At 60.6% G+C, this 22,578-nt stretch carries 18 protein-coding genes; 8 read left to right on the top strand and 10 right to left on the bottom strand.

Going from position 1 to position 22,578, the window contains the following annotated elements; all coding sequences use genetic code 11:
- Nucleotides 1-31: 31 nt before the first annotated feature.
- Entirely contained in the window at nt 32-2,074 is a 2,043-nt protein-coding gene (uvrC, locus tag AC1DUP_RS12565) for an excinuclease ABC subunit UvrC (protein WP_477832803.1), read from the bottom strand.
- Complete coding sequence (locus tag AC1DUP_RS12560) at nt 2,071-2,838, bottom strand: SDR family oxidoreductase (RefSeq protein WP_477832802.1); 768 nt, start codon at nt 2,836-2,838, stop codon at nt 2,071-2,073. The genes uvrC and AC1DUP_RS12560 overlap by 4 nt, the downstream gene beginning before the upstream one ends.
- A gap of 363 nt (nt 2,839-3,201) precedes the next feature.
- On the opposite strand from AC1DUP_RS12560, the gene AC1DUP_RS12555 reads away from it, so the two are divergent.
- A complete protein-coding gene (locus AC1DUP_RS12555) occupies nt 3,202-3,834 on the top strand; it encodes an outer membrane protein (protein ID WP_113308414.1) in 633 nt (210 codons plus the stop codon).
- Nucleotides 3,835-3,923: 89 nt separating this feature from the next.
- Here AC1DUP_RS12555 and AC1DUP_RS12550 read toward each other — a convergent pair whose 3' ends face one another.
- Together AC1DUP_RS12550 and AC1DUP_RS12545 are read right to left on the bottom strand one after the other, a co-directional pair.
- Nucleotides 3,924-4,520 (bottom strand): glutathione S-transferase, encoded by a 597-nt coding sequence (locus AC1DUP_RS12550; protein WP_113509101.1) that lies wholly within the window; start codon nt 4,518-4,520, stop codon nt 3,924-3,926.
- A gap of 56 nt (nt 4,521-4,576) precedes the next feature.
- Nucleotides 4,577-5,446 (bottom strand): 23S rRNA (adenine(2030)-N(6))-methyltransferase RlmJ, encoded by an 870-nt coding sequence (locus tag AC1DUP_RS12545; RefSeq protein WP_477832801.1) that lies wholly within the window; start codon nt 5,444-5,446, stop codon nt 4,577-4,579.
- A 17-nt stretch (nt 5,447-5,463) separates the two neighbouring features.
- Here AC1DUP_RS12545 and AC1DUP_RS12540 point away from each other — a divergent pair, with 17 nt between their 5' ends.
- From AC1DUP_RS12540 to AC1DUP_RS12530, 3 genes are all read left to right on the top strand, one after another.
- The gene (locus tag AC1DUP_RS12540; RefSeq protein ID WP_477832800.1) at nt 5,464-7,653 is read left to right on the top strand and encodes a molybdopterin-containing oxidoreductase family protein; all 2,190 of its coding nucleotides are present in this window, start codon (nt 5,464-5,466) and stop codon (nt 7,651-7,653) included.
- The gene (locus tag AC1DUP_RS12535; protein WP_477832799.1) at nt 7,650-8,243 is read left to right on the top strand and encodes an NUDIX domain-containing protein; all 594 of its coding nucleotides are present in this window, start codon (nt 7,650-7,652) and stop codon (nt 8,241-8,243) included. Before AC1DUP_RS12540 ends, AC1DUP_RS12535 begins: the two co-directional genes overlap by 4 nt.
- A gap of 135 nt (nt 8,244-8,378) precedes the next feature.
- Nucleotides 8,379-9,548, top strand: a complete 1,170-nt coding sequence (locus AC1DUP_RS12530) for an alpha-D-ribose 1-methylphosphonate 5-triphosphate diphosphatase (protein WP_113295268.1) — start codon at nt 8,379-8,381, stop codon at nt 9,546-9,548.
- Nucleotides 9,549-9,558: 10 nt separating this feature from the next.
- Here AC1DUP_RS12530 and purN read toward each other — a convergent pair whose 3' ends face one another.
- Nucleotides 9,559-10,224 (bottom strand): phosphoribosylglycinamide formyltransferase, encoded by a 666-nt coding sequence (gene purN / locus AC1DUP_RS12525; RefSeq protein WP_113295269.1) that lies wholly within the window; start codon nt 10,222-10,224, stop codon nt 9,559-9,561.
- Nucleotides 10,221-11,294, bottom strand: a complete 1,074-nt coding sequence (gene purM / locus AC1DUP_RS12520; protein ID WP_115035374.1) for a phosphoribosylformylglycinamidine cyclo-ligase — start codon at nt 11,292-11,294, stop codon at nt 10,221-10,223. Before purM ends, purN begins: the two co-directional genes overlap by 4 nt.
- Nucleotides 11,295-11,539: 245 nt before the next feature.
- On the opposite strand from purM, the gene AC1DUP_RS12515 reads away from it, so the two are divergent.
- The 4 genes from AC1DUP_RS12515 to ppx all read left to right on the top strand — a co-directional run bounded on the left by AC1DUP_RS12515 (nt 11,540) and on the right by ppx (nt 17,172).
- Nucleotides 11,540-12,664: an AI-2E family transporter gene (locus AC1DUP_RS12515; protein ID WP_113295271.1), complete on the top strand. Its 1,125-nt coding sequence runs from the start codon at nt 11,540-11,542 to the stop codon at nt 12,662-12,664.
- On the top strand, nt 12,657-13,370 hold the full coding sequence (gene hdaA, locus AC1DUP_RS12510; RefSeq protein WP_477832798.1) for a DnaA regulatory inactivator HdaA: 714 nt from the start codon (nt 12,657-12,659) through the stop codon (nt 13,368-13,370). Before AC1DUP_RS12515 ends, hdaA begins: the two co-directional genes overlap by 8 nt.
- A 66-nt stretch (nt 13,371-13,436) precedes the next feature.
- Complete coding sequence (locus AC1DUP_RS12505) at nt 13,437-15,641, top strand: RNA degradosome polyphosphate kinase (RefSeq protein WP_113295273.1); 2,205 nt, start codon at nt 13,437-13,439, stop codon at nt 15,639-15,641.
- A gap of 10 nt (nt 15,642-15,651) precedes the next feature.
- Nucleotides 15,652-17,172, top strand: coding sequence for an exopolyphosphatase (ppx, locus tag AC1DUP_RS12500; RefSeq protein ID WP_113295274.1), 1,521 nt, complete (start codon nt 15,652-15,654; stop codon nt 17,170-17,172).
- Nucleotides 17,173-17,246: 74 nt separating this feature from the next.
- On the opposite strand, the gene AC1DUP_RS12495 is transcribed toward ppx, so the two are convergent.
- The 4 genes from AC1DUP_RS12495 to AC1DUP_RS12480 all read right to left on the bottom strand — a co-directional run bounded on the left by AC1DUP_RS12495 (nt 17,247) and on the right by AC1DUP_RS12480 (nt 22,496).
- Complete coding sequence (locus tag AC1DUP_RS12495) at nt 17,247-18,602, bottom strand: esterase-like activity of phytase family protein (protein ID WP_477832797.1); 1,356 nt, start codon at nt 18,600-18,602, stop codon at nt 17,247-17,249.
- A gap of 109 nt (nt 18,603-18,711) precedes the next feature.
- Complete coding sequence (locus AC1DUP_RS12490) at nt 18,712-19,773, bottom strand: adenylate/guanylate cyclase domain-containing protein (protein ID WP_113509110.1); 1,062 nt, start codon at nt 19,771-19,773, stop codon at nt 18,712-18,714.
- Between the two features lie 72 nt (nt 19,774-19,845).
- Nucleotides 19,846-20,997, bottom strand: coding sequence for a ribonuclease D (gene rnd, locus AC1DUP_RS12485; protein ID WP_113295277.1), 1,152 nt, complete (start codon nt 20,995-20,997; stop codon nt 19,846-19,848).
- 107 nt (nt 20,998-21,104) lie between these two features.
- The gene (locus AC1DUP_RS12480) at nt 21,105-22,496 is read right to left on the bottom strand and encodes a multicopper oxidase family protein (protein ID WP_477832796.1); all 1,392 of its coding nucleotides are present in this window, start codon (nt 22,494-22,496) and stop codon (nt 21,105-21,107) included.
- Between the last annotated feature and the right edge of the window lie 82 nt (nt 22,497-22,578).

Raw genomic sequence — 22,578 nt, 5'->3', positions numbered from 1 at the left:
GCCTTTGCGTGGAATTTGCGACCGGCACCGCTTATTTCGCGGCGTCGTCGTGAAAATGATTATAGACTTGCTTTGCGACGGTCTCGGAAATCCCTTCCACCGCCATGAGATCGGAAAGCGCGGCGCGCGACACCGCCTTTGCCGTTCCGAAGTGCTGCAGCAATGCTCTTTTGCGCGAAGGCCCGATGCCGCCGATCTCGTCGAGCGGGTTCTTGACCATCTCTTTCTTGCGACGTGCCCGGTGCGAGCCGATCGCGAACCGGTGCGCCTCGTCGCGCATGCGCTGTATGAAGTAGAGAACCGGATCGCGCGGCGGCAGCGTGAAGCTTCCCTTGCCGGGCGCAAAGAAACGCTCGCGGCCGGCCTCGCGGTCCACACCCTTGGCGACGCCGATGGCGATTACGCTGTCGGTAATGCCGAGTTCTTCCAGGATTGCGCGCACCGCCGTCATCTGCCCCTGACCGCCATCGATGAGGATCACGTCCGGCCAGGCAGGGAAGGGCAGGTCGGCCGCGTCTGCGAGCGAGACCTGTGCGCTGCGATCCGGAATGCCTTCTTCCTTGAGCAGCCGGGAGAAGCGCCGCGTCATCACCTCGCGCATCATGCCGAAGTCGTCGCCGGGGGTGATCTCGGTCGATTTGATGTTGAACTTGCGATACTGGTTCTTCACGAAGCCTTCCGGCCCTGCAACGACCATGCCGCCGACCGCATTCGTGCCCATGATATGCGAGTTGTCGTAGATCTCGACACGCTGCGGCACATAGGGCAGGGCGAATGTGTCCTTGAAGCCTTCGAGCAGGCGCGATTGCGAGGCGGTTTCTGCGAGCTTGCGCCCATGCGCCTCGCGAGCGTTGGCGATGACGTGCTCGACGAGATCGCGCTTTTCACCCCGCTGCGGAACGAGGATCGAAACCTTGTGCCCGGCCTTTTCGCCGAGTGCGGCGGCCAGCAGTTCGAGTTCCTCCACCGTTTCCGACAGCATGATCTGCCGCGGCACCGGCTTGTCGTCGTAGAACTGCGCGAGGAACGCGTTCAGCACCTCGGCGCCGGAAAGCTGCGGGTCGGCCTTCGGGAAATAGGCGCGGTTGCCCCAGTTCTGCCCGGTGCGGAAGAAGAAGACCTGGATGCAGGAAATCCCGCCTTCGTGATGAATGGCGAAAACGTCCGCCTCTTCGACGCCGGCCGGATTGATGCCCTGATGGCTTTGCACGTGCGAAAGCGCGGCGAGCCGGTCGCGGTAGATGGCGGCCCGTTCGAAATCGAGATCTTCGGCGGCAGCGTTCATCGCTTCCGCTATATGCGCCTTCACGTTCTGGCTCTTGCCGGAGAGGAAGTCCTTGGCCTCCTGCACCAGCTCTGCATAGCCTTCATCGCTGACCTCGTGGGTGCAAGGCCCGGAACAGCGTTTGATCTGGTAGAGCAGGCATGGCCGCGTGCGGGTTTCGAAAACGCTGTCGGTACAGGTGCGGATCAGGAAGGCGCGCTGCAGCGAATTGATGGTGCGGCCGACGGCGCCGGCCGAGGCGAAGGGACCGAAATAATCGCCCTTGCGGGCGCGGGCGCCGCGATGTTTGAAGATGGCGGGCGCGCGGTGGTCGCCTGTTATGAGAATATAAGGAAACGACTTGTCGTCGCGCAGCAGCACGTTAAAGCGCGGTCGCAAACGCTTGATCAGGTTGGCTTCCAGCAGCAGCGCCTCGGTCTCCGTCCGCGTCGTGACGAATTCCATATTGGCTGTCTGGCGAACCATCTGGGCGATGCGGTTGGAGTGCACGCGGCCGACAGCATAGTTGCCGACGCGCTTCTTCAGGCTGCGGGCCTTGCCGACATAGAGCACGTCGCCCGCCTCGTTGAACATGCGGTAGACGCCGGGGCTGTTCGGCAGGCGCTTGACGAATTCGGCGATCAGCTCTGCGCCGATGAGGCCGGTTTCGTTGATGCTGCCGGCATTCCAGTCGACCGACGCAGAAATCGGCGCGGCAGAGGCATCGCCTTCCACCTCGACGATGTCATCGTCATTTTCATCGGTCTCGTCGTAAAGAACACCACCGTCAGGCAGCTTCTTGGCATTCATTCCTTGATCTCCAGCACGTCAGGCGTCTGCCACGCAAGATGCTGGCCGCCGTCGAGTGCAATCATCTGACCCGTAATCGAAGGGGTCTCGAACAGAAAACGAATCGTTCGGCCGAATTCATCGAGCTCAGGTCCCCGCTTCAAGATAAGGGCTGCGACCTGCGCTTGGAAGTCTTCCTGCAATTGCCGTTCGCTCGGCATCGAAGGGCCGGGGCCGATCGCATTGACGCGGATGCGCGGCGCTAAGGCCTGGGCCATGGTCTGCGTCGCCGTCCACAGTGCCGATTTCGAAAGGGTATAGGAATAGAAGCTCGGCCGCAGCGCCCAGACGCGCTGGTCGATGATGTTGACAACCAGTCCTTCGGCCGTCTCCGGCAACTGTTCCGCAAATTTGGCAGTCAGTATCGAAGGCGCCCGCACATGGACGGCGAAATGCTGATCCCACACCTGCGCATCGAACTTGCGCACAGAGTCCTCAAGAAAAATCGACGCGTTGTTGACGAGCAGGTCGATCGGCCCCAGCGCTTCGCAGGCCTTCCCGACAAGCCCGCCGACCTCATCGAATTTGGCAAGATCGGCCTTGATCGCAACTGCTCGGTGGCCCTTTTGCCGCAATTCCGCCACAAAATCTTCAGCCTCGGCCAGCGCGCCGTTGGCGTGGATTGCAACCGAAAATCCATCAGCAACAAGGTCTTCGGCGATTGTCCGGCCTATTCTTTTGGCGGCACCAGTCACGAGCGCCGCGCGAAGTCTTTTCTGGGTCAAGATCCTGCCTTTTGGTCCTTCGAGTCTGGTGCTGACTATATAAGGGCAGGTCCCGATTATATAAATAGGCCGAAAGCATTGCCTGTGAGGCTCGGATATTCTATGTATTATTTGCGATCGCAATTTATTAAAATAGGTATTGTAAGTTTAACTGAATATTATCCTTAATAAATGGTATGTTGCAGTCAAGCAACATCGAATTTTCGCCGCCGCAGAGCCACAATGATATCACAATTTGGCTCTTTCAAATCCGCATTTGCATTCCAATTTCACTCTCGAACCGGAAGGGACATTTAGTAATCCCCCGTGAATGCTTCGCCGAAGTTTAAGTTGACGAGCGCGCGGGACTGAAAGGAGACAAGTATGCGTATACTCTTTGCTGGCCTCATGGCTTCCGCTCTCGCCGTTGGCGGTTTCTCGGTAGCCCAGGCAGCCGATGCCGTGGATCAGATCCCGCAGGCACCGGTCGCTGAGGACACCCCAGCTCCGGTCAACAACTGGCAGGGCTTCTACCTCGGTGGCGCCGCGACCTATAACGCGGGCAGCTTCGGTTCCGACCGCAACACCTATGATTGGGGCGGTCAGCTCTTCACCGGTTACAATTTCCAGCAGGGTCAGATCGTTTACGGCGCTGAAGCCGATCTCGGTTATGGCGATGCAGACGTCACCCAGGGCGGCATCAAGAACAAGACCGGCTGGAACGGCTCCGTCCGTGGCCGCGTCGGTTATGACCTGAACCCGTTCCTGCTCTATGGTACCGCAGGTCTGGCGCTCGCCGATACCAAGGTTTCCGACGGCACGTCTTCCGACAGCAAGACAGCCTATGGCTATACGGTCGGCGCCGGTGTGGAAGCCTTCGTGACCAACAACATCACGACGCGCCTCGAATACCGCTACACCGACTATCAGGACAAGGACTACAACCTCAACTCCGGTAGCGTTTCGCGCGGTTTCGACGAAAACAGCGTCAAGGTCGGTATCGGCGTCAAGTTCTGATATGGACATACCGAACACGAAAAAAGCCGGGCACAAAGCCCGGCTTTTTTTCTGGGTCGATCGCAGGCCTCTCAGGTCCTGCAGATTTCTCAGCTGTGCGGCTTCAGCTGTTCGTAGCCGTCGAACTTCTTTTCGAATTCTCTCAGCCAGCCGATCAGCTCGGCATGGTCTTCTTCCCACTGGCCCTTGAAGCGCAGGTCGAGGTAGCCGATCGTGGCGGCGAGTGCGAAATGCCCGCCATGCAGCCTCTTGCCCAGCTTCGGCGTATTGGCCGCCAGGTAGTTCAGCGCAGTAGCGACCTTCTTCCATTGACGGTCGATCCAGGGCTGATGCACCTTTTCTTCATCGCGGAAGCGACGTTCGTAGACGATCGCCAGCAGGCAGTCGCAGACGCCGTCGCATAGCGCTTCCAGCACTTCGGCATCGGTGCGCTTGCCCTTCTTGGAAGGATAGAGCGCGCCCTTCGTCAGCCGGTCGAAATAATGCATGATGGCGATGCTGTCGAAGATGGAAACACCGTCATCCGTCAGCAGTGTCGGGATCTTGCCGAGCGGATTGTTGTCCACGAGAATCGCCGGTCCCGCATTCGTATCAACCCGGATCTCCGTAATCCCAAGGTCGAGATGGCGCGCTGCCATGCACACCTTGCTGGAGAAAGGGGAGGTCGGGGAGCAGAGAAGCTTCATGAGGCACCTTTTGGAAATACAGATGGCGCCGGACTATCCCGAGCGCCGGGGAACGGTCAGTCGGCCTTGGTGGGCTTCGTTTCGCCGCGCAGCCAGAAGGCACGCTGCGAGGCGAAACGGTCCTGCGCCAGATGGTCTTTCAGGGCCGGCAGCAACTGGTGCAGCTCGTCCTTCAGCGTGAAGGGCGGATTGACGATGATGAGGCCCGAGCCGGTCAAGCCCGTCGTCTCGCGATCACTGCGCACGGCAAGTTCGGCGCAGAGGATCTTCGGAATGTCCGTCGCCTGTAGAGCGTCGTGGAATTCCTTGATCGGCGCGCCTTTCTTCAGCGGATACCAGAGGCAATAGGTGCCGCCAGGAAAACGCCGGTAGGCCCTGGCGAAGCCATCCACCAGTCGTTCATATTCGCCATCCTCCTCGAAAGGGGGATCGACGAGCACGATGCCGCGCTTTTCCTTGGGCGGCAGATGCGCGCCGAGCGCCAGCCAGCCGTCGAGTTCGGTGATGCGCGCATGATGATCGCCTTCGAAGACGCGATGCAGCCGGACAAAATCCTCCGGGTGCAGCTCCATCGCCGAAAGCCGGTCCTGGGGGCGAAAGAGCATACGGGCAAGCTTCGGCGAGCCGGGGTAGAAGCGCAGGCCACCCTGCGGGTTCAGTTCGCGGACTGCAGAGAGATACGGCTCCAGAAGCTCCGAGACCTGCGGACCGAGATCGATTTCCAGGAGCTTGCCGATGCCATCATGCCATTCGCCGGTCTTCTGCGCTTCCTCGGAGGAGAGATCGTAGAGGCCGATGCCGGCATGCGTGTCGAGCACCCGGAAGCCCGCATCCTTTTTTTGCATGTAACGGATCAGCCGTGCCAACACTGCATGCTTCAGGACATCGGCAAAATTGCCTGCATGGTAGATGTGGCGATAGTTCATTTTCGCTGATGCCTGTTATGAATTCGGATCATTGGGAGTTTTTGTGCCTTTTGGGCGGTCGAGCCTTGGCATATAGAAATCGCATGAACATTGCGACCCCCATCCACGCCAAATCCCGGATCGGTCACACGGCCTGTCCGCACGACTGTCCCTCCACCTGCGCACTGGAGATAGATCTTACGGAAGACGGCCGCATCGGCCGTATCAGGGGCGCCAACGATCATTCTTATACGTCAGGTGTCATCTGCGCCAAGGTCGCCCGTTACGCCGAGCGGCTCTACCATCCGGATCGTCTCATGCATCCGCTGCGGCGCACCGGCGCCAAGGGGGCAGGGCGATGGCAGCAGATCTCCTGGGACGACGCGCTGGACGAGATTGCCGAAGCCTTCGTGAAGTCCGAGGCGAAGGATGGCAGCGAAGCCATCTGGCCCTACTTCTACGCCGGCACCATGGGCTGGGTGCAGCGCGACTCGATCGAGCGCCTGCGCCACGCCAAGCGCTATTCCGGCTTCTTCTCCTCGATCTGCACCAACCCCGCCTGGACCGGCTTCACCATGGCGACCGGCATGTTGCGTGGGCCCGACCCTCGCGAGATGGCGCGCACCGACTGCGTGGTCATCTGGGGCACCAATGCGGTCGCCACGCAGGTCAATGTGATGACCCACGCAATCAAATCGCGCAAGGAACGCGGCGCGAAGATCGTCGTCATCGACATCTACGACAATCCGACGATGAAACAGGCCGACATGGCCCTGATCGTCAAGCCCGGTACCGATGCAGCACTTGCCTGTGCCGTCATGCACATTGCCTTCCGCGACGGTTATGCCGACCGCGATTACATGGCCAGATATGCCGACGATCCCGCCGGCCTCGAAACGCATCTGACGTCAAAGACGCCGGAATGGGCGGCCGCGATCACAGGCCTGTCTGTCGAGGAGATCGAAGCCTTCGGCAAGCTCGTCGGCACGACGAAGAAGACCTTCTTCCGTCTCGGCTACGGATTCACCCGCCAGCGCAATGGCGCGGTCGCCATGCATGCGGCTGCCTCCGTCGCCACAGTACTCGGCTCCTGGCAATATGAGGGCGGCGGCGCCTTCCATTCCAACAGCGATATCTTCCGCATGAACAATGCGGAGCTGACCGGCAAGTCGATGAAGGATGCCGATATCCGGATGATCGACCAGTCGCAGATCGGCCGGGCGTTGACGGGCGATGCCGTCGCACTTCGCCACCGCGGCCCGGTCACCGCCCTGCTGATCCAGAACACCAATCCCGTGAATATCGCCCCGGAACAGCGGCTGGTGAAGCGCGGCTTTGCGCGCGACGATCTTTTCGTTGCCGTCCACGAGCAGTTCATGACCGAGACGGCCGAAATGGCCGATATCGTCATTCCCGCCACCATGTTCGTCGAGCATGACGACATCTACCGCGCCGGCGGCCAGAACCACATCCTGCTCGGCCCCAAACTCGTCGAACCGCCACGGACCGTGCGCACCAACCTCTTCGTCATCGAAGAACTGGCAAAACGTCTCAGTGTCGCCGATCGCCCCGGTTTCGGCTTCACGGCGCGTGAGATGGTCGACCGCGTTCTGGCCGCGAGCAACCTGCCGGACTACGACCATTTCCTCGAACATAAATGGTTCGACCGCCAGCCGGCCTTCGAGGAAGCACACTATCTTGATGGTTTCGCTCATCCCGACGGCAAGTTTCATTTCCGGCCGGACTGGGTGAACGGTCCCGCCCCGAACAAGCCGCCGGCTTCCGTCGGTACGCTCGGCCCCTATGCAGAGCTGCCGCCGTTCCCGGATCAGGTCGACGTCATCGAGCTTGCCGATCCCGAGCATCCTTTCCGCCTGGCGACTTCGCCGGCGCGCAACTTCCTGAATTCGAGCTTTTCGGAAACCAAGACGTCGCGCCAGAAGGAAGGTCGCCCGGAAGTGATGATCAATCCCGCCGATGCCGAAGCCAATGGCGTCGACAATGGCGATCTCGTCCATATCGGCAATGTGCGCGGCGACCTGCGCATTCATGCCCGCGTGACGACAGAGGTTAAACCTGGCGTGCTGATTGCCGAGGGCCTCTGGCCCAACAAGGCGCATGTCGATGGCGAAGGCATCAACGTTCTCACCGGCGCCGATCCCGTGGCGCCCTATGGCGGCGCGGCCGTCCACGACAACAAGGTCTGGCTTCGCAAGGACGTCATATGACGCAATCTAAGGCAAAAGTGGAAATCGTCGGCAAGGAAATCCTGTCCGACGGCTGGACGAAGCTGGTCGGCTACCAGCTCGACTATACCGACCGGAAGGGTGATACCCATCGCCTTCCGCGTGAGGTCTATCACCGCACGCCGGCCGCCTGCATCCTGCTCTACGATCGCAAGCGCGATGTCGTCGTTCTGGTGAAGCAGTTTCGCCTGCCGGCCCACGTGAATGGCGACCCAGCGTGGATGATCGAAGTCCCGGCCGGCCTGCTCGACGGAGACGAACCCGAAGCCGCCATCCGCCGCGAGGCGATGGAAGAGACCGGCTATACGATTCGTGACGTCCGCTTCCTGTTCAAATCTTACACGGCTCCAGGCTCCATCACCGAGGTCGTGCATTTCTTTGCAGCGGCAATCGATACTGCCGACCGCACATCCGACGGCGGCGGTCTGGCGGAGGAGCACGAGGATATCGAGGTGCTGGAAATACCGCTGCCGGAGGCTGTCGCGATGATCGAAAAGGGCGAGATCATCGATCTCAAGACGATCATGCTGCTGCAGTGGATTCTGGCGAACAAGGGCCTGCTTTCCGGCTGATCGCTCGGCGTGCGACGCGATGTCTGCCCATACATTCGCCTTGGCTGAGTTTCTGGGAATTCTTCATGCAATTGTCATGATGCGAGACTAAGCGCTGCCCTTTAACAATCATCGGATGCGGTCAGGAGAAAGCCCATGTGGCTCGGTAATTTCACCCTCGTTTTGCCCAACGAGGTTGTGAGCGAAGGTTCTGTGCGGATCGAAGACGGTGTGATCGTCGAGATCCGGCCAGAGCCGGTCGCCGATGCCGTGATCGACGGCGGCGGACGCCTGCTGATGCCGGGTTTCGTCGATCTGCACGGCGACATGATCGAGCGCGAGATCGCGCCACGCCCGAACGCTCATATGCCGATCGATTTCGGCATCCACGAACTGGACAAGAAGCTCGCGGCTGCCGGCGTGACCACGGCCTTCGCCGCCGTCTCCTTTGCGACGGAAAGCGTCTACGGCCACGTCCGCTCGCTGGAGACGACGTCGGCCGTCATCGAAGGCATCAACACGCTACGCGACAATCTGCTGATCGATCACCGCGTCCATGCCCGCTACGAGATTACCAATATCGGTGCGGCGCCGACTCTGGAGCGCCTGCTGGAAGCCGGCCATATCGACATGGTCTCGCTGACCGACCACACGCCGGGGCAGGGCCAGTACAATGACATCAAGAGCTATATCCAGAGCATTTCCGAGCGCCGCGCCATATCCGAGGAAATGGCCGCCGAAGTTGTCGCCAAGCGCATCGCCATGCGTGACAATCCCGAGATCGACGCCAAGCTGAAGGACATCGTCGCGCTTGCGAAGAAGCATGGCCTCTCGCTCGCCTCGCATGACGATGACAGCGTCGAGAAGGTCATCGAAATGTTCGATCTCGGCGTCACCATCAGCGAATTCCCGGTGACGCTGCCGGCGGCCGAGGAAGCCCGCCGCCGTGGTCTCTGGACGCTGATGGGTGCCCCGAACGCACTGCGCGGCAAGTCCATGTCCGGCAATCTGAGCGCGCTCGATGCCGCAAAGGCCGGTCTGTTGACCGTGATTGCCGCCGACTATCATCCAGCGGCTTTCGTGCCCGGCATCTTCAAGCTGGCAGAAACCGTCGAGGGCGGTCTTCCGGCCGCGGTCGCGATGGCGACATCAAACGCGGCGCGTTCCGCCGGCCTGATGGATCGCGGCGAGATCGCCATCGGCCAGCGCGCCGATATGGTGGTGATCGAGCCGGGCGACGTGCATCGCATCCGCGCCACGTTCCGCGGCGGCCAGTTCGTCTACAGCGACGGCACCCTGCATCCGCTTCAGGCCCTTGCGGCCTGAAGTTGAAGCGTCAGTCGGCGATCAGCGAAATGAGCTGGGATTTAGGGGCGGCGGCGGAAGCTGTCGCCCCGATTGCTTTGCCGCCTTCCATCTTCACCTTGCCTTCGGCAAAGAGCTTGAGCGCCTGCGGATAAAGCTGGTGCTCGATGGTCAGCACGCGTCCGGCCAGCGCATCGGCGGTATCGCCTGTCAGTACCGGTACGGCCGCCTGGCCGATGACAGGGCCTTCATCCATGCCTTCGGTGACGAAATGCACGGTGCAGCCGGCGATCCGCATGCCGGCGTCGATCGCCCGCTGATGCGTATGCAGTCCCGGAAAAAGCGGCAGCAGGGAAGGGTGGATATTGATGATCCGGCCTTCGTGACGTTGGATGAAGGCGCCTGTAAGCAGCCGCATATAACCGGCAAGGCAGATGATGTCGGGCGAAAGCGCGTCGAGCGCGGCAAGGATCGCCGCCTCGTGTTCGTCCTTGCTCGCATAGTCCTTGCGCACGAAGGCGAAGGTGGGAATACCCTCGGCGGCCGCCTTGGCAAGCCCGCCCGCATCTGCCTTGTCGGAGATCACGCCAACGATCTCGGCCGGATAATCGGCCGATTTTGCCGCCTGCACCAGCGCCATCATGTTGGAGCCGCTGCCGGAAATGAAGACGACAGTGCGTTTGCGCGGCGAACTCATAGGGCGAGCGTGCCCTTGTAGATCGTGCCGGCTGCGCCCTCGGCCCGGGCGACCATGCGGCCGAGCGTGACGACCGTCTCGCCTTCGGCTTCAAGCGCCTTGGAAACGGCGGCAATATTCTCTTCGGCAACGACGACGATCATACCGATGCCACAGTTGAAGGTTCGCAGCATTTCCGTGGCCTCGACGCCACCGGTCTTGGCAAGCCATGAGAAGACGGCGGGCGCCTTGACGGCTGAGAGATCGATTTCGGCTGCAAGATGCTTCGGCAGCACGCGCGGAATATTCTCCGGGAAGCCGCCGCCGGTGATATGCGCCAGCGCCTTCAGCGCGCCCGTCTCACGGATCGCCTTCAGAAGCGGCTTCACATAGATGCGGGTCGGCGTCAGCAGTGCTTCGCCGAGCTTCTTGCCTTCGGCAAACGGTGCCGGTGCATCCCAGCCGAGGCCGGAAAGCGAGACGATCTTGCGCACCAGCGAGAAGCCGTTGGAGTGGACGCCGGATGAGGAAAGGCCAAGAATAACGTCGCCCTCGGCGATATCGCCCGACGGCAACAGCTTACCGCGTTCGGCCGCACCCACTGCAAAGCCGGCGAGATCATAATCGCCTGAGGAATACATGCCCGGCATTTCGGCCGTCTCGCCGCCGATCAGCGCGCAGCCCGCCTCGCGGCAGCCGGCAGCAATGCCACCGACGATCGCGGCACCCTGATCGGGATCGAGCTTGCCGGTCGCAAAATAGTCGAGGAAGAACAGCGGCTCTGCGCCCTGCACGACGAGATCGTTGACGCACATGGCGACGAGATCGATGCCAACAGTGTCATGATAGTCGGCATCGATGGCGATTTTCAGTTTCGTGCCGACGCCGTCATTGGCGGCGACCAGCACGGGATCCGTGAAACCGGCAGCCTTGAGGTCGAAGAGACCGCCGAAGCCGCCGATCTCTCCGTCTGCGCCCGGGCGGCGCGTCGAGCGCACGGCTGGCTTGATCTTTTCCACCATCAGGTTGCCGGCATCGATGTCGACGCCTGCGTCGCTATAGGTCAGGCCGTTTTTTCCAGACTGGCTCATGCTGATCTCCGGAGGTTTTTTAACGCTGCGGACGAGACCGCGTCACATGCCGGTCGCAATTGCATGAGAGGGCGCTTTATGCAAGCGTTGCATGGGAAAAGCCCCCAATTTCCAGTTCTTCCCAGCACGCTTTCCGGATTCGGTGCAACAGGGTTGACCATCTTTGCGCCTCCATCCTATGTGCTGGAGCGGCCAGGGTCGTTCTAAAGCGGCATGGGCAGGGGCGAGCGAGCAGCGGGGAAGCGATGCCACAACAGGTCAGCGGAACGATATTGAAGCGCCAGGTCATCTTCTGGGCGACGGTTCTGCTCTTCTTCGTCGCCTTCCTTTACATCTTCAGCTCGATCCTGCTGCCCTTCATTGCCGGCATGACGATCGCCTATTTTCTCGATCCGGTGGCCGACAGGCTGGAGCGGCTGGGCTTGAGCCGCCTGATGGCGACCATCGTCATCCTGGTAGCCTTCGTCATCGTCTTTGCACTGGCGCTGATGATCCTCATTCCCGTGCTCATCAACCAGTTCAACGATTTCGCCCAGCGCCTGCCGGGCTACATCACCCAGTTGCAGCAATTCATCGCGGACTATCAGGATTCCGTGTTGCCCGGCTGGATCAAAAGCCAGCTTGGCACCATCAAGAATAATTTCTCGACCATCCTGTCGGAAGGCATGGGTTTCCTGACGGGGCTCTTTGGCCAGATATGGAATTCCGGCAAGGCGATCGTCGACGTCATCTCGCTGCTCGTCATCACCCCGGTTGTCGCCTTCTATATATTGCTCGATTGGGACCGCATGGTCTCCAAGGTCGATGAATGGGTTCCGCGCAATTATGTGAAAGACGTCCGCCAGATCGCCAGGGAGATGGATCAGGCGATTGCCGGCTTTATCAGAGGGCAGGGTTCGCTCTGCCTCATCCTCGGCATCTATTACGCTGCTGGCCTCTCGATCGTCGGCCTGAATTTCGGCCTGCTTATCGGCCTTTTCGTCGGCATGATAAGCTTCATCCCTTATGTTGGTTCGATGGTTGGGCTTGTGCTGGCAATCGGTGTGGCGATCGTCCAGTTCTGGCCGGATTATATCTGGATCATCGCTGTTCTTGCCGTCTTCTTCAGCGGCCAGTTCCTCGAAGGTAACATCCTCCAGCCGAAGCTCGTCGGCTCGAGCGTCGGCCTGCATCCCGTCTGGCTGATGTTCGCGCTCTTTGCCTTCGGCGCGCTCTTTGGTTTCGTCGGCCTGCTGATCGCGGTGCCGGCCGCTGCTGCCGTCGGCGTTCTTGTCCGCTTTGCGCTTTCGCGCTACCTTCAAAGCGATCTCTACTATGGCAGGTTGCCGAGCGGCCGGGCCGGGAAGACGAACTCTGTTTCCGATGAATGACGTGAAGAACGCTGATCCGAAGCGCAAGGCCGGAGAACAGCTTCCCTTGGCCTTTTCGCATGACGCTGCAACCGGCCGCGACGACCTCCTGATGTCGGAGCGTCTCGCTGCCGCGATTTCGATCGTCGATGCCTGGCCGAACTGGCCATCGCCGGTCGTCATCCTTGCCGGTCCTGTCGGCTCCGGCAAATCGCATCTCGCCGGCATCTGGAGGGAATTGAGCGGGGCGGAACTCATCCATCCCACGGCTGGTTCCGAAGCAGCAGTTGCGGCCACCAACGGCCCCGTGTTGTTCGAGGATGTCGACCGGACAGGCTTCGATGACGCCTCGCTCTTCCATGTCATCAACAGCGTGCGGGAAAACGGCACCAGCCTTTTGATGACAAGCCGCCTCTGGCCCATGTCCTGGCCGGTCACGCTGCCCGATCTGCGCTCGCGCCTGAAGGCCGCGACGGTCGTGGAGATCGGCGAACCCGACGAAGAATTGCTGTCGCAGGTCATCGTCAAGCTCTTTGCCGACCGGCAGCTTTATATAGATGACAAACTCGTCCTTTATATCGTCAATCGCATGGAGCGGTCGCTCAACGCCGCCCAGACGATTGTCGAAAGGCTCGATCGGCTGGCGCTTTCCAGAGGCACAAGAATTACCCGTACTCTCGCTGCCGAAGTATTGAATGAATTGGGTAATTCCGGCTCCGGCGATTGACTGTCACAGTTCCGTCGTGAAACTGATATATTCGCCAAAAGCGATTGCAAGCGGGGTGAGTGGACCATGGACAGCGCATATCAGGAACATCAGGAACCCACTCCGGACAACAATGCAGACCTGCCGCCGCTGGAGCAGCTTCTCTCCAGCCCCGAGCGCTTCATCAACAGAGAATTCTCTTGGCTGCAGTTCAACCGACGTGTCCTTGAAGAGACGCTGAATACTGAGCATCCGCTCCTTGAGCGCGTGCGCTTCCTGTCGATCTCGGCCGCCAACCTTGACGAATTTTTCATGGTGCGCGTTGCCGGCCTCGAAGGCCAGGTGCGCCAGAGCATCGTCGTCAAGAGCCCGGATGGCCGTACGCCCGCAGAGCAGCTCGACTCGATCCTCAGCGAAATCGACCATCTGCAGATGGAGCAGCAGGCCTCGCTTGCCGTCCTGCAACAATACCTCGCCAAGGAAGACATCCTGATCGTGCGTCCGGGTGCGTTGAGCGATGCCGATCGCCAGTGGCTGGCAAACGAGTTCGAGCAATCGATCTTCCCGGTGCTGACGCCGCTGTCCATCGATCCGGCCCATCCGTTCCCGTTCATTCCGAACCTCGGCTTCTCGATCGGCCTGCAACTCATCAGCCGAAGCGGCCGTGAGCCGATGACGGCGCTGCTGCGCCTGCCGCCGGCGCTCGATCGCTTCGTTCGCCTGCCCGATGACCGCAACACGATCCGCTATATTACGTTGGAAGACGTCGCCAACATCTTCATCCACCGGCTCTATCCAGGTTACGAGGTGCAGGGCTCGGGCACCTTCCGCGTTATCAGAGACAGCGATATCGAAGTCGAAGAAGAGGCCGAAGATCTCGTCCGCTTCTTTGAAACCGCACTGAAGCGCCGCCGCCGCGGCAAGGTCATCCGCATCGAGACGGATTCCGAAATGCCGGCCTCGCTGCGCCAGTTCGTGGTCCAGGCGCTCAGCATCCCGGACAATCGCGTTGCCGTTCTGCCGGGCTTGCTGGCGCTGAACACGCTCTCTGAAATCACCAAGGCGCCGCGCGACGATCTGCGTTTTCCGCCTTATAATGCCCGATTTCCGGAACGCGTCCGTGAACACGCCGGTGATTGCTTCGCCGCCATCCGAGAAAAGGACATGGTGGTCCACCATCCCTACGAATCTTTCGACGTGGTGGTGCAGTTCCTTATCCAGGCTGCGCATGATCCTGACGTCCTGGCGATAAAACAGACGCTTTACCGTACATCGAACGACAGTCCGATCGTGCGTGCTCTTGTCGATGCCGCAGAGGCCGGAAAGTCGGTGACGGCGCTGGTCGAGCTCAAGGCGCGTTTCGACGAAGAGGCCAACATCCGCTGGGCGCGCGACCTTGAACGGGCCGGCGTGCAGGTCGTCTTCGGCTTTATCGAGCTCAAGACCCACGCCAAGATGTCGCTTGTGGTGCGCCGTGAAGAAGGCAAGCTGCGAACCTACTGCCACCTTGGCACCGGCAACTACCATCCGATCACAGCGAAGATCTATACCGACCTGTCCTTCTTCACCTGCAACCCTGTCATCGCCCACGACATGGCGAACATCTTCAACTTCATCACCGGTTACGGTGAGCCGGAAGAGGGGATGCAGCTTGCCGTGTCGCCTTACACGCTGCGTTCGCGCATCATTCGACACATCAATGAAGAGATCGAACATGCCCGCAGCGGTCGCCCGGCGGCGATCTGGATGAAGATGAATTCGCTTGTCGACCCCGATATCATCGACGCGCTCTATACAGCTAGCCGTGCCGGCGTCGAGATCGATCTCGTCGTGCGCGGTATCTGCTGCCTGCGTCCCCTGGTGCCTGGTCTTTCCGACAGGATCCGTGTGAAATCGATCATCGGTCGTTTCCTCGAGCATAGCCGCATCTTCTGCTTCGGCAATGGTTATGGCCTGCCGTCCGATAAGGCTCTGGTCTATATCGGCTCGGCGGACATGATGCCGAGAAACCTCGATCGCCGTGTCGAAACGCTCGTTCCGCTGACGAATCCGACCGTTCACGAGCAGGTTTTGTCACAGATTATGCTCGGCAACGTGATTGACAATCAACAAAGCTACGAGATATTGCCCGACGGTACGTCACGGCGCATGGAAGTGCGTAAGGGCGAAGAACCGTTTAATGCGCAGCAGTATTTCATGACCAATCCCAGCCTGTCCGGCCGTGGTGAAGCTCTGAAATCGAGTGCGCCGAAGCTGATCGCCGGTCTGCTTGAAGGCCGGAACAACAAGTAAACTGGACCTAATGGTTGAATCTGAAGCCCAGGGGCGACTTCCGGGTATCGCCCCGGTCTCCGTTGTCGATATCGGATCGAACTCCATCCGTCTGGTCGTCTACGAAGGCTTGTCTCGTTCGCCGACCATTCTCTTCAATGAAAAGGTTCTCTGCGGTCTCGGCAAGGGCATAGCCCTCACGGGCAAGATGGATGAGGAAAGCGTCGCACGGGCGCTTCAGGCCCTTCATCGTTTCAAGGCTCTCTCCGATCAGGCGCGCGCCGCCACCATGTATGTGTTGGCGACGGCTGCCGCGCGCGAGGCGAGCAACGGGCCTGATTTTATCCATCAGGCCGAAACGATCCTGCAGCGGCACATCCGTATACTATCCGGCGAGGAAGAAGCACGTTTCGCTTCGCTCGGCATTATCAGCGGTTTCTACAAAGCCGATGGCATTGCTGGCGACCTCGGCGGCGGCTCTCTGGAACTGATCGATATCAGGGGCAAGGATGTCAGCGGCGGTATTACCCTGCCGCTTGGCGGCCTGCGCCTGTCCGAATATGCCGGTGGCTCGCTCGCCAAGGCGCGCGCTTTTGCCCGCAAGCAGGTCAAGACTGCCAAGCTTCTCTCCAAGGGGGAAGGGCGAACCTTCTATGCTGTCGGCGGCACCTGGCGAAATATCGCCAAGCTGCACATGGAGATTACCCGTTATCCACTGCACATGATGCAGGGCTACGAGGTCTCCCTCGAGGGCATGACGCAATTCCTGGATCAGGTCGTCATGGCCAAGGATTCCAAGGAACCGGCTCTGCAGGCCGTTTCCAAGCACCGCCGTTCGCTGCTGCCCTTCGGCGCCATCGCCATGAAGGAAGTGCTGAATGCCATGAAGCCTTCGGTGATCTCCTTCTCCGCGCAGGGTGTGCGCGAAGGTTATCTCTATTCGTTGCTGTCCGAATCCGAACGCCGCACCGATCCGCTGCTGGCCGCTGCCGGCGAGCTTGCCATCCTGCGCGCCCGCTCTCCGGAACATGCCCGCGAGCTGGCCGATTGGACCGGCCGTATGATGCCGTTCTTCGGCGTTCAGGAAACCGACGAGGAAAGCCGCTACCGTCAGGCAGCCTGCCTGCTTGCCGATATCAGCTGGCGCGCCCATCCCGACTATCGCGGCGCTCAGGCGCTCAACGTCATTGCCCACTCGTCCTTCGTCGGCATCAGCCACCCCGGCCGTGCCTTCATTGCCCTGACCAATTACTATCGCTTCGAAGGCCTGCACGATGATGGCTCCACGGCGCCGCTCGCTTCGATCGCCGGTCCGCAATTCGTCGACCGCGCCAAACTGCTCGGCGGCATACTGCGCGTCGTCTACCTGTTCTCGGCCTCCATGCCGGGCATCGTGCGCAACCTGACCTTCCGCAAGGCTTTGTCATCTGATCTCGATCTGGAATTCGTGGTGCCGCACGAGTACCACGACTTCGCCGGCGAGCGGCTGGATGGCCGCCTGCAGCAATTGTCGAAGCTGACCAACAAGCGGCTGGCGTTCCGGTTCGAATAGGCCTTCTCTGGCATCGGGAAACAAAAAAGGGCGGCGCTTTCGCACCACCCTCTCAATCTCACACCAAAACCGAATTACTTCGCGTTCAGGAACTCGCCAACTTCGAGGATGCTGAACTCGTTGTTGTCGGCCTTGTTGACAGCGCGGCCGGCCGAGAACGGCAGGTTGTTGTCGTTGCCGATGATGATGTGGGTGGCGTCGACGCGGTCGACGTTTTCGATCGTCACGAACGGCATGTTGTAAACGCCAGCGATATCGCCGGCCTTTTTCTTGTTGTCCGGATCCTGGATGTTCAGGAGGTCGATATAGCCGATCTTGCGGACTGCCTTGCCGACGTTGGCGTCGTTGAACTCGATCTTGTAGACGCGCTTCAGCTCGGCCGGAGCTTCGAAGCAATCCGGCTTCGGCTGCTTGGGATCGGCGCAAGCCTTGTCCTTCGTACCGGCGCCGTTGTCGCGCTCGATGACGAGAGCGGTGGATTCGTCGAGCATATTGAAGTCGCCGATCGAAGCACCCTTGTCTTCAAACGGATAGAGCCAGCTGCGGCCCGTCCACTTCTTGGAGGCGACGTCGAATTCGATGACGCGGATGGCAGTGTGGCCGTCAACCGATTCCACCTGACCATCAACGTAGATGGCGCCTTCGAGCAGGCCGTAGAGCTTGGAGCCGTCCTTCGACATGGCCAGGCCCTCGAAGCCGCCGGAGCGCTTCAGGTTGAAGACCGGGTTCTTGGCGGCCGGATTGCCCGGGAGCTGGATCAGCGGATTGTCGGGGGACAGGACCGGCTTGCCATCGAGCGTGGTGGGGATCACGTCGGTCAGGCGGCCTTCGGTATCGATCTTCAGCAAATAGGGACCGAATTCGTCGCCGAGCCAGAAGCCGTCGGCAACCGGCTGTACGGATTCGATGTCGAAGTCAGCGCCGGTGAGATAACGGGTGTCGGAGGCTTCCGTGACGATCGGGAACGGAGCGATCTTGTTTGGGTCGGACAGGAAGATGTTCTTGACGACGTCAACCTTGTTGGCGTTCCAGTCGAACTTCAGCTGATGCAGGAACAGCATGGAGTCGGAGGAAGTGAACTTCGAGCCGAAGCCGTTGTCGGAGAGCGTCCAGAAGGTGCCATCGGGCATGGTCTTGATGCCGGAAAAGCCCTGGATCGGCTGACCGTCGAGCGGCAGCTTGACGTCGGTGACGCGGGCGCCGTCCTTGCCGTCGACAGTGCCAAGCTTTTCGGTGCGCTTGCGGTCCGGAGTGGTGAACTTGCCGGAGGTCTTCAGGAAGGCCGGTGCATCGGCCGGAGCCGGGGTCAGCGTGTTGGCAGGCAGGATGGCCTGGCCGGCGAGCTTCGCCGGGAAAAGCTGCTGGTCGGCGGAGGCAGAGCCTGTGACGAGCATGAAAAGTGATACGGAAGCAAAAAGAACGTTCTTCATGATGTCCCCATAGAACGGAGTGCAAAAGCGCCATCCGCTTAGCAGGGCATTCATGTCGGCACATTGACGATTGGGTGAAGCTTTGGTGACGGGTGCATAAAGCCCCGGCTCAACCGCGCCTGAGGCTGGCAGGCTGCTTGAGAACGGTCACTGCGCGAGAGGAAAGTGCGACGACATCCAGCCCCTGGCCGCGGCCGCGCACGGCGTGATTGCCGAGGTTTTCGCCGACGATCTCCTCAGGCAGCGTCATGCGCTGGGCAAGCTCGGCGGAGATCAGCACCGGCCGGTTCAGCGTCCGGCAGAGCGACTCCAGCCGCGAGGTAGTGTTCACCGTATCGCCGAAGAAGCTGATCTTGTGATGATCGACGCCGACTTCGGCTGTAATGATGAAGCCGCCGTGAAGTGCCGCCCTCAGTTTGGGCACATGGCCATAGCTCTTCTTCCAGCTGGCCGCATTGGCTTCGATGTCGGCGAGAATATCGAAGAGGCAGCGTACGCAGCGCGCATCCTTGACGCCGCGCGCTAAAGGCCAGGTGATAATCGCGGCATCGCCGACATAGTCGTTGATCAGGCCCTTGTGACGCCGCACCGGCTCGGCGAAGGCGGCAAACAGCGAACTCAGAAGCTGCTGCGCGCGCAGGTCACCATACTTTTCCGCAAAGGCGGTGGACTCGGCGAGATCGATGAACAGGAAGACGCGTTCTTCCTTCACCGGTCTGCGGTAGCGGCTGATCAGCATGCTGACGAAGACTTCGCGCCCCAGCAATTCGCGCACCCTGAGCAGGAAGATCAGCGTGGCGCAGACGGCAAGTGCGTAGAGGAAAACATCGAACGGCATGATCAGCACGTCGATCATTTTCGGCGGCTTCAGCACGCCGAGCACTGCGAGGAGGAAACCGGCCGCCGCAAAGCCGATGCTCATCAGGATTTCGTAGATCACAAGCTCGGAGATGATGAAGAGAAGGGTCGGCAGCCTCTGAATGCGCCGATAGAGGCCGCGTAGAAACACCTTACGCTCGAAGGTGAGGATCGGCATGCCGATGAAAAGCGCGAAGATCGCTCCGATAACGGGTGTCTGCCCCGTAAAGAAGTACAAATCATAGACCACGCCGCTGAGTGCCAGGACGAGTGTAATCAGGATCCAGTTCTGCGCCGAGGATATCTCTCTCATTCCGCCCTTTCGCAGAAGCACTTCATTCGGCTATTGTTTCCGGCGCGGGGCGGTGGTCAAGAGATTTCGGATTCACTCCTGCAGAGCGACGGTCTCGACCTTGCGGCCGGCAAAGCGCAGGGCGATCTCGCCGCGGATGAGCTGCAGCGCCGGCTCGCCGAAAAGATCGCGCCGCCAACCGTTCATGGCCGCGACATCGGCCGTTTCGCCCTCAGCCGCAATCCTGTCCAGGTCGTCGCTGTTGGCGATCACCTTGGGCGCTACGCCGTGCTTTTCGGAAATCAGCTTGAGCAGCACCTTGAGAAGCTCGACGGCCGCCGCAGCGCCTTCCGGTGGCTGCGCCTGGCGCGGCACATGCGGCATTTCGGAGCGTGGCAGGGCAAGCGCGGTATTAACCGCTTCGAGCACCGCCCCTCCGGTAGCCGAACGCTCCCAGCCCTTCGGGATCGTGCGCAGGCGACCGAGCGCCTCGGTATCCTTCGGCTGCTGCTGGGCGATCTCGTAGATCGCATCGTCCTTCAGCACCCGCGAGCGCGGCACGTTGCGCGACCGCGCCTCGCGCTCCCTCCAGGCGGCGACATATTTGAGGATCGCCAGTTCCTGGGGCTTGCGCAGCCGCAGCTTCAGCCGCTGCCAGGCGTCGTCTGGATGGATGTCGTAGGTCTCGCGCGATTCCAGAACGTCCATTTCCTCGCGCAGCCAGGAAGCGCGGCCTTCGCGCTCCAGCTCCGCCTTGAGGTAGAGGTAGGCGTCGCGCAGATGGGTGACGTCGGCCAGCGCATATTCGAGCTGCTTGTCGGACAGCGGCCGGCGGCTCCAGTCGGTAAAGCGCGAGGACTTGTCGATATGGACGTTCTTGGTGCGGCTGATCAGCTGGTCGTAGGAAACGCTGTCGCCGAAACCGCAGACCATGGCGGCGACCTGCGTATCGAAGATCGGGTGAGGGATCAGGTTTCCGCGATTGAAGATGATTTCAATGTCCTGTCGCGCAGCATGAAATACCTTCAGCACATCAGGATTGGCCATCAGCTCGAAGAAGGGCGCAAGATCGATATCCTTCGCCAGCGGATCGACCAGCACCTCCACCGTCGGGCTCGCCATCTGGATCAGGCACAGCTCCGGCCAGAAGGTCGTCTCACGCAGGAATTCCGTATCGATGGTAATGAAATCGGACTTGGCCAGCTCTTTGCAGGCGGCCGCCAGATCGGCGGTGGTTTCGATCATATCAATTCATTCGCAAGGAAGAGGTCGGTTAGTCTTCCTTCCCCTTTCGAACGGAGATGTCAATACGGCGAGCGAGCTTAGCCTTCGTCAAGCTTGCTCATGCGGCGTCAAACTACTCGCACATAACTCGTCATGCCCGTCTTCTGGTGCTCGATGATATGGCAATGCAGCATCCAGTCGCCGGGATTGTCGGCGACGAAGGCAAGCTGCACCTTTTCGTCCGGCTGGATGAGGTAGGTGTCCGAAACGAGCGGCATCACCTCGCGCGTCGAGGATGAAATGACGGTGAAGCTCATGCCGTGCAGATGGATCGGGTGCGTGTGAGGTGTGACGTTTTCCAGGTTGAAGACGTAGCTCTTGCCGAGCTTCAATTCGGCGAGCGGCGCCGTCGGGTCGGGCGTATCGCCCGGCCACGGCACCTTGTTGATGGCCCAGAAACTGTAGCCGAGCGTGCCGCAGATACTTTCGACCGCCGCGTTCTCTGCGGTGGCGGACAGTACGAGCGGGATTGTTTCCGCAGAAGAGAGATCGGCCTTGGGCACCGGATTTTCCGTGAGCGCGCCGAGATCGCCGATATTGCGCTTCAACGATTGCCCGGTGGCACGGAGACGCGCGACCACTTTCGGCGTCGTGCCGCGAATGTCTTCCAGCGTTGCAACCGCGCCTTCGCTGTTCGGCATTCGAACGGCGAGGTCGAGCCGCTGCCCCGGTCCAATCTGCAGGAGATCCAGCGGGAAGCGCTTCGGCACCGGATTGCCGTCGATGGCGATGACTGTCGCATCGGCGCCTTCCATCTTCAGCTGGAGGATGCGGGTCACATCGGTGACGGCGATGCGCAGGCGGATCAGCCCGCCCGCAGGCGCATCATATTTCGGCTCCTGATGCCAGTTTGCCGTGCGCACCGTGCCATATGTGCCGGCCTTTGCCGCATCGCGTGGCCGGAAGGGAGCAATGAACTGCCCGTCACCGCCGAGCCGCCAGTCGCGCAGGTTGAGCACGACTTCCGCATCGAAGACGGGATCGGACGGATCTTCGACGACAAGCACACCCGTCATGCCGTGGCCCATCTGGGTCAGCGTGTTGCAGTGCGGGTGATACCAGAAGGTGCCGGCATCCGGTGGCGTGAAGAGATAGTCGAAGCTGTCATTGGTATAGACGTAGGGCTGCGTCATGAAGGGCACGCCGTCCATCTTGTTGTCGATGCGCAGCCCGTGCCAGTGGATTGTCGTCGGCTCATCGAGGCTGTTGGTCAACCGCGCCGCATAGGGCTTGCCGCGCGGCATGTGCAGCACCGGCGGCAGGCCGTCATCGCCCCATGTCATGATGTCCCGCGTTGGCGCGCCATCAATGATCTGCGCCTCGGTCTTCCGCGCCGTCAGCACACGCAGCTCCGGTGCTGCTTCCGCCAGTCCGAACCGCCCGGCAATCGCCATGCCCGCGCCATAGGCACCGGCGACGGCGGAAGCTTTGAGCAGATTGCGGCGTGTGAGGAGGGGCATCGGCAGGCTCCGTCTTGGATGATATCCCCTTTTAAAGTTGACTATCGTCTTCATCAATATGCCGCGTTCGGCCAAACTGCCG

It is taken from the genome of Rhizobium sp. 01L419, from assembly GCF_056400025.1.
This window is presented reverse-complemented; position numbering and strand designations above follow the sequence as displayed.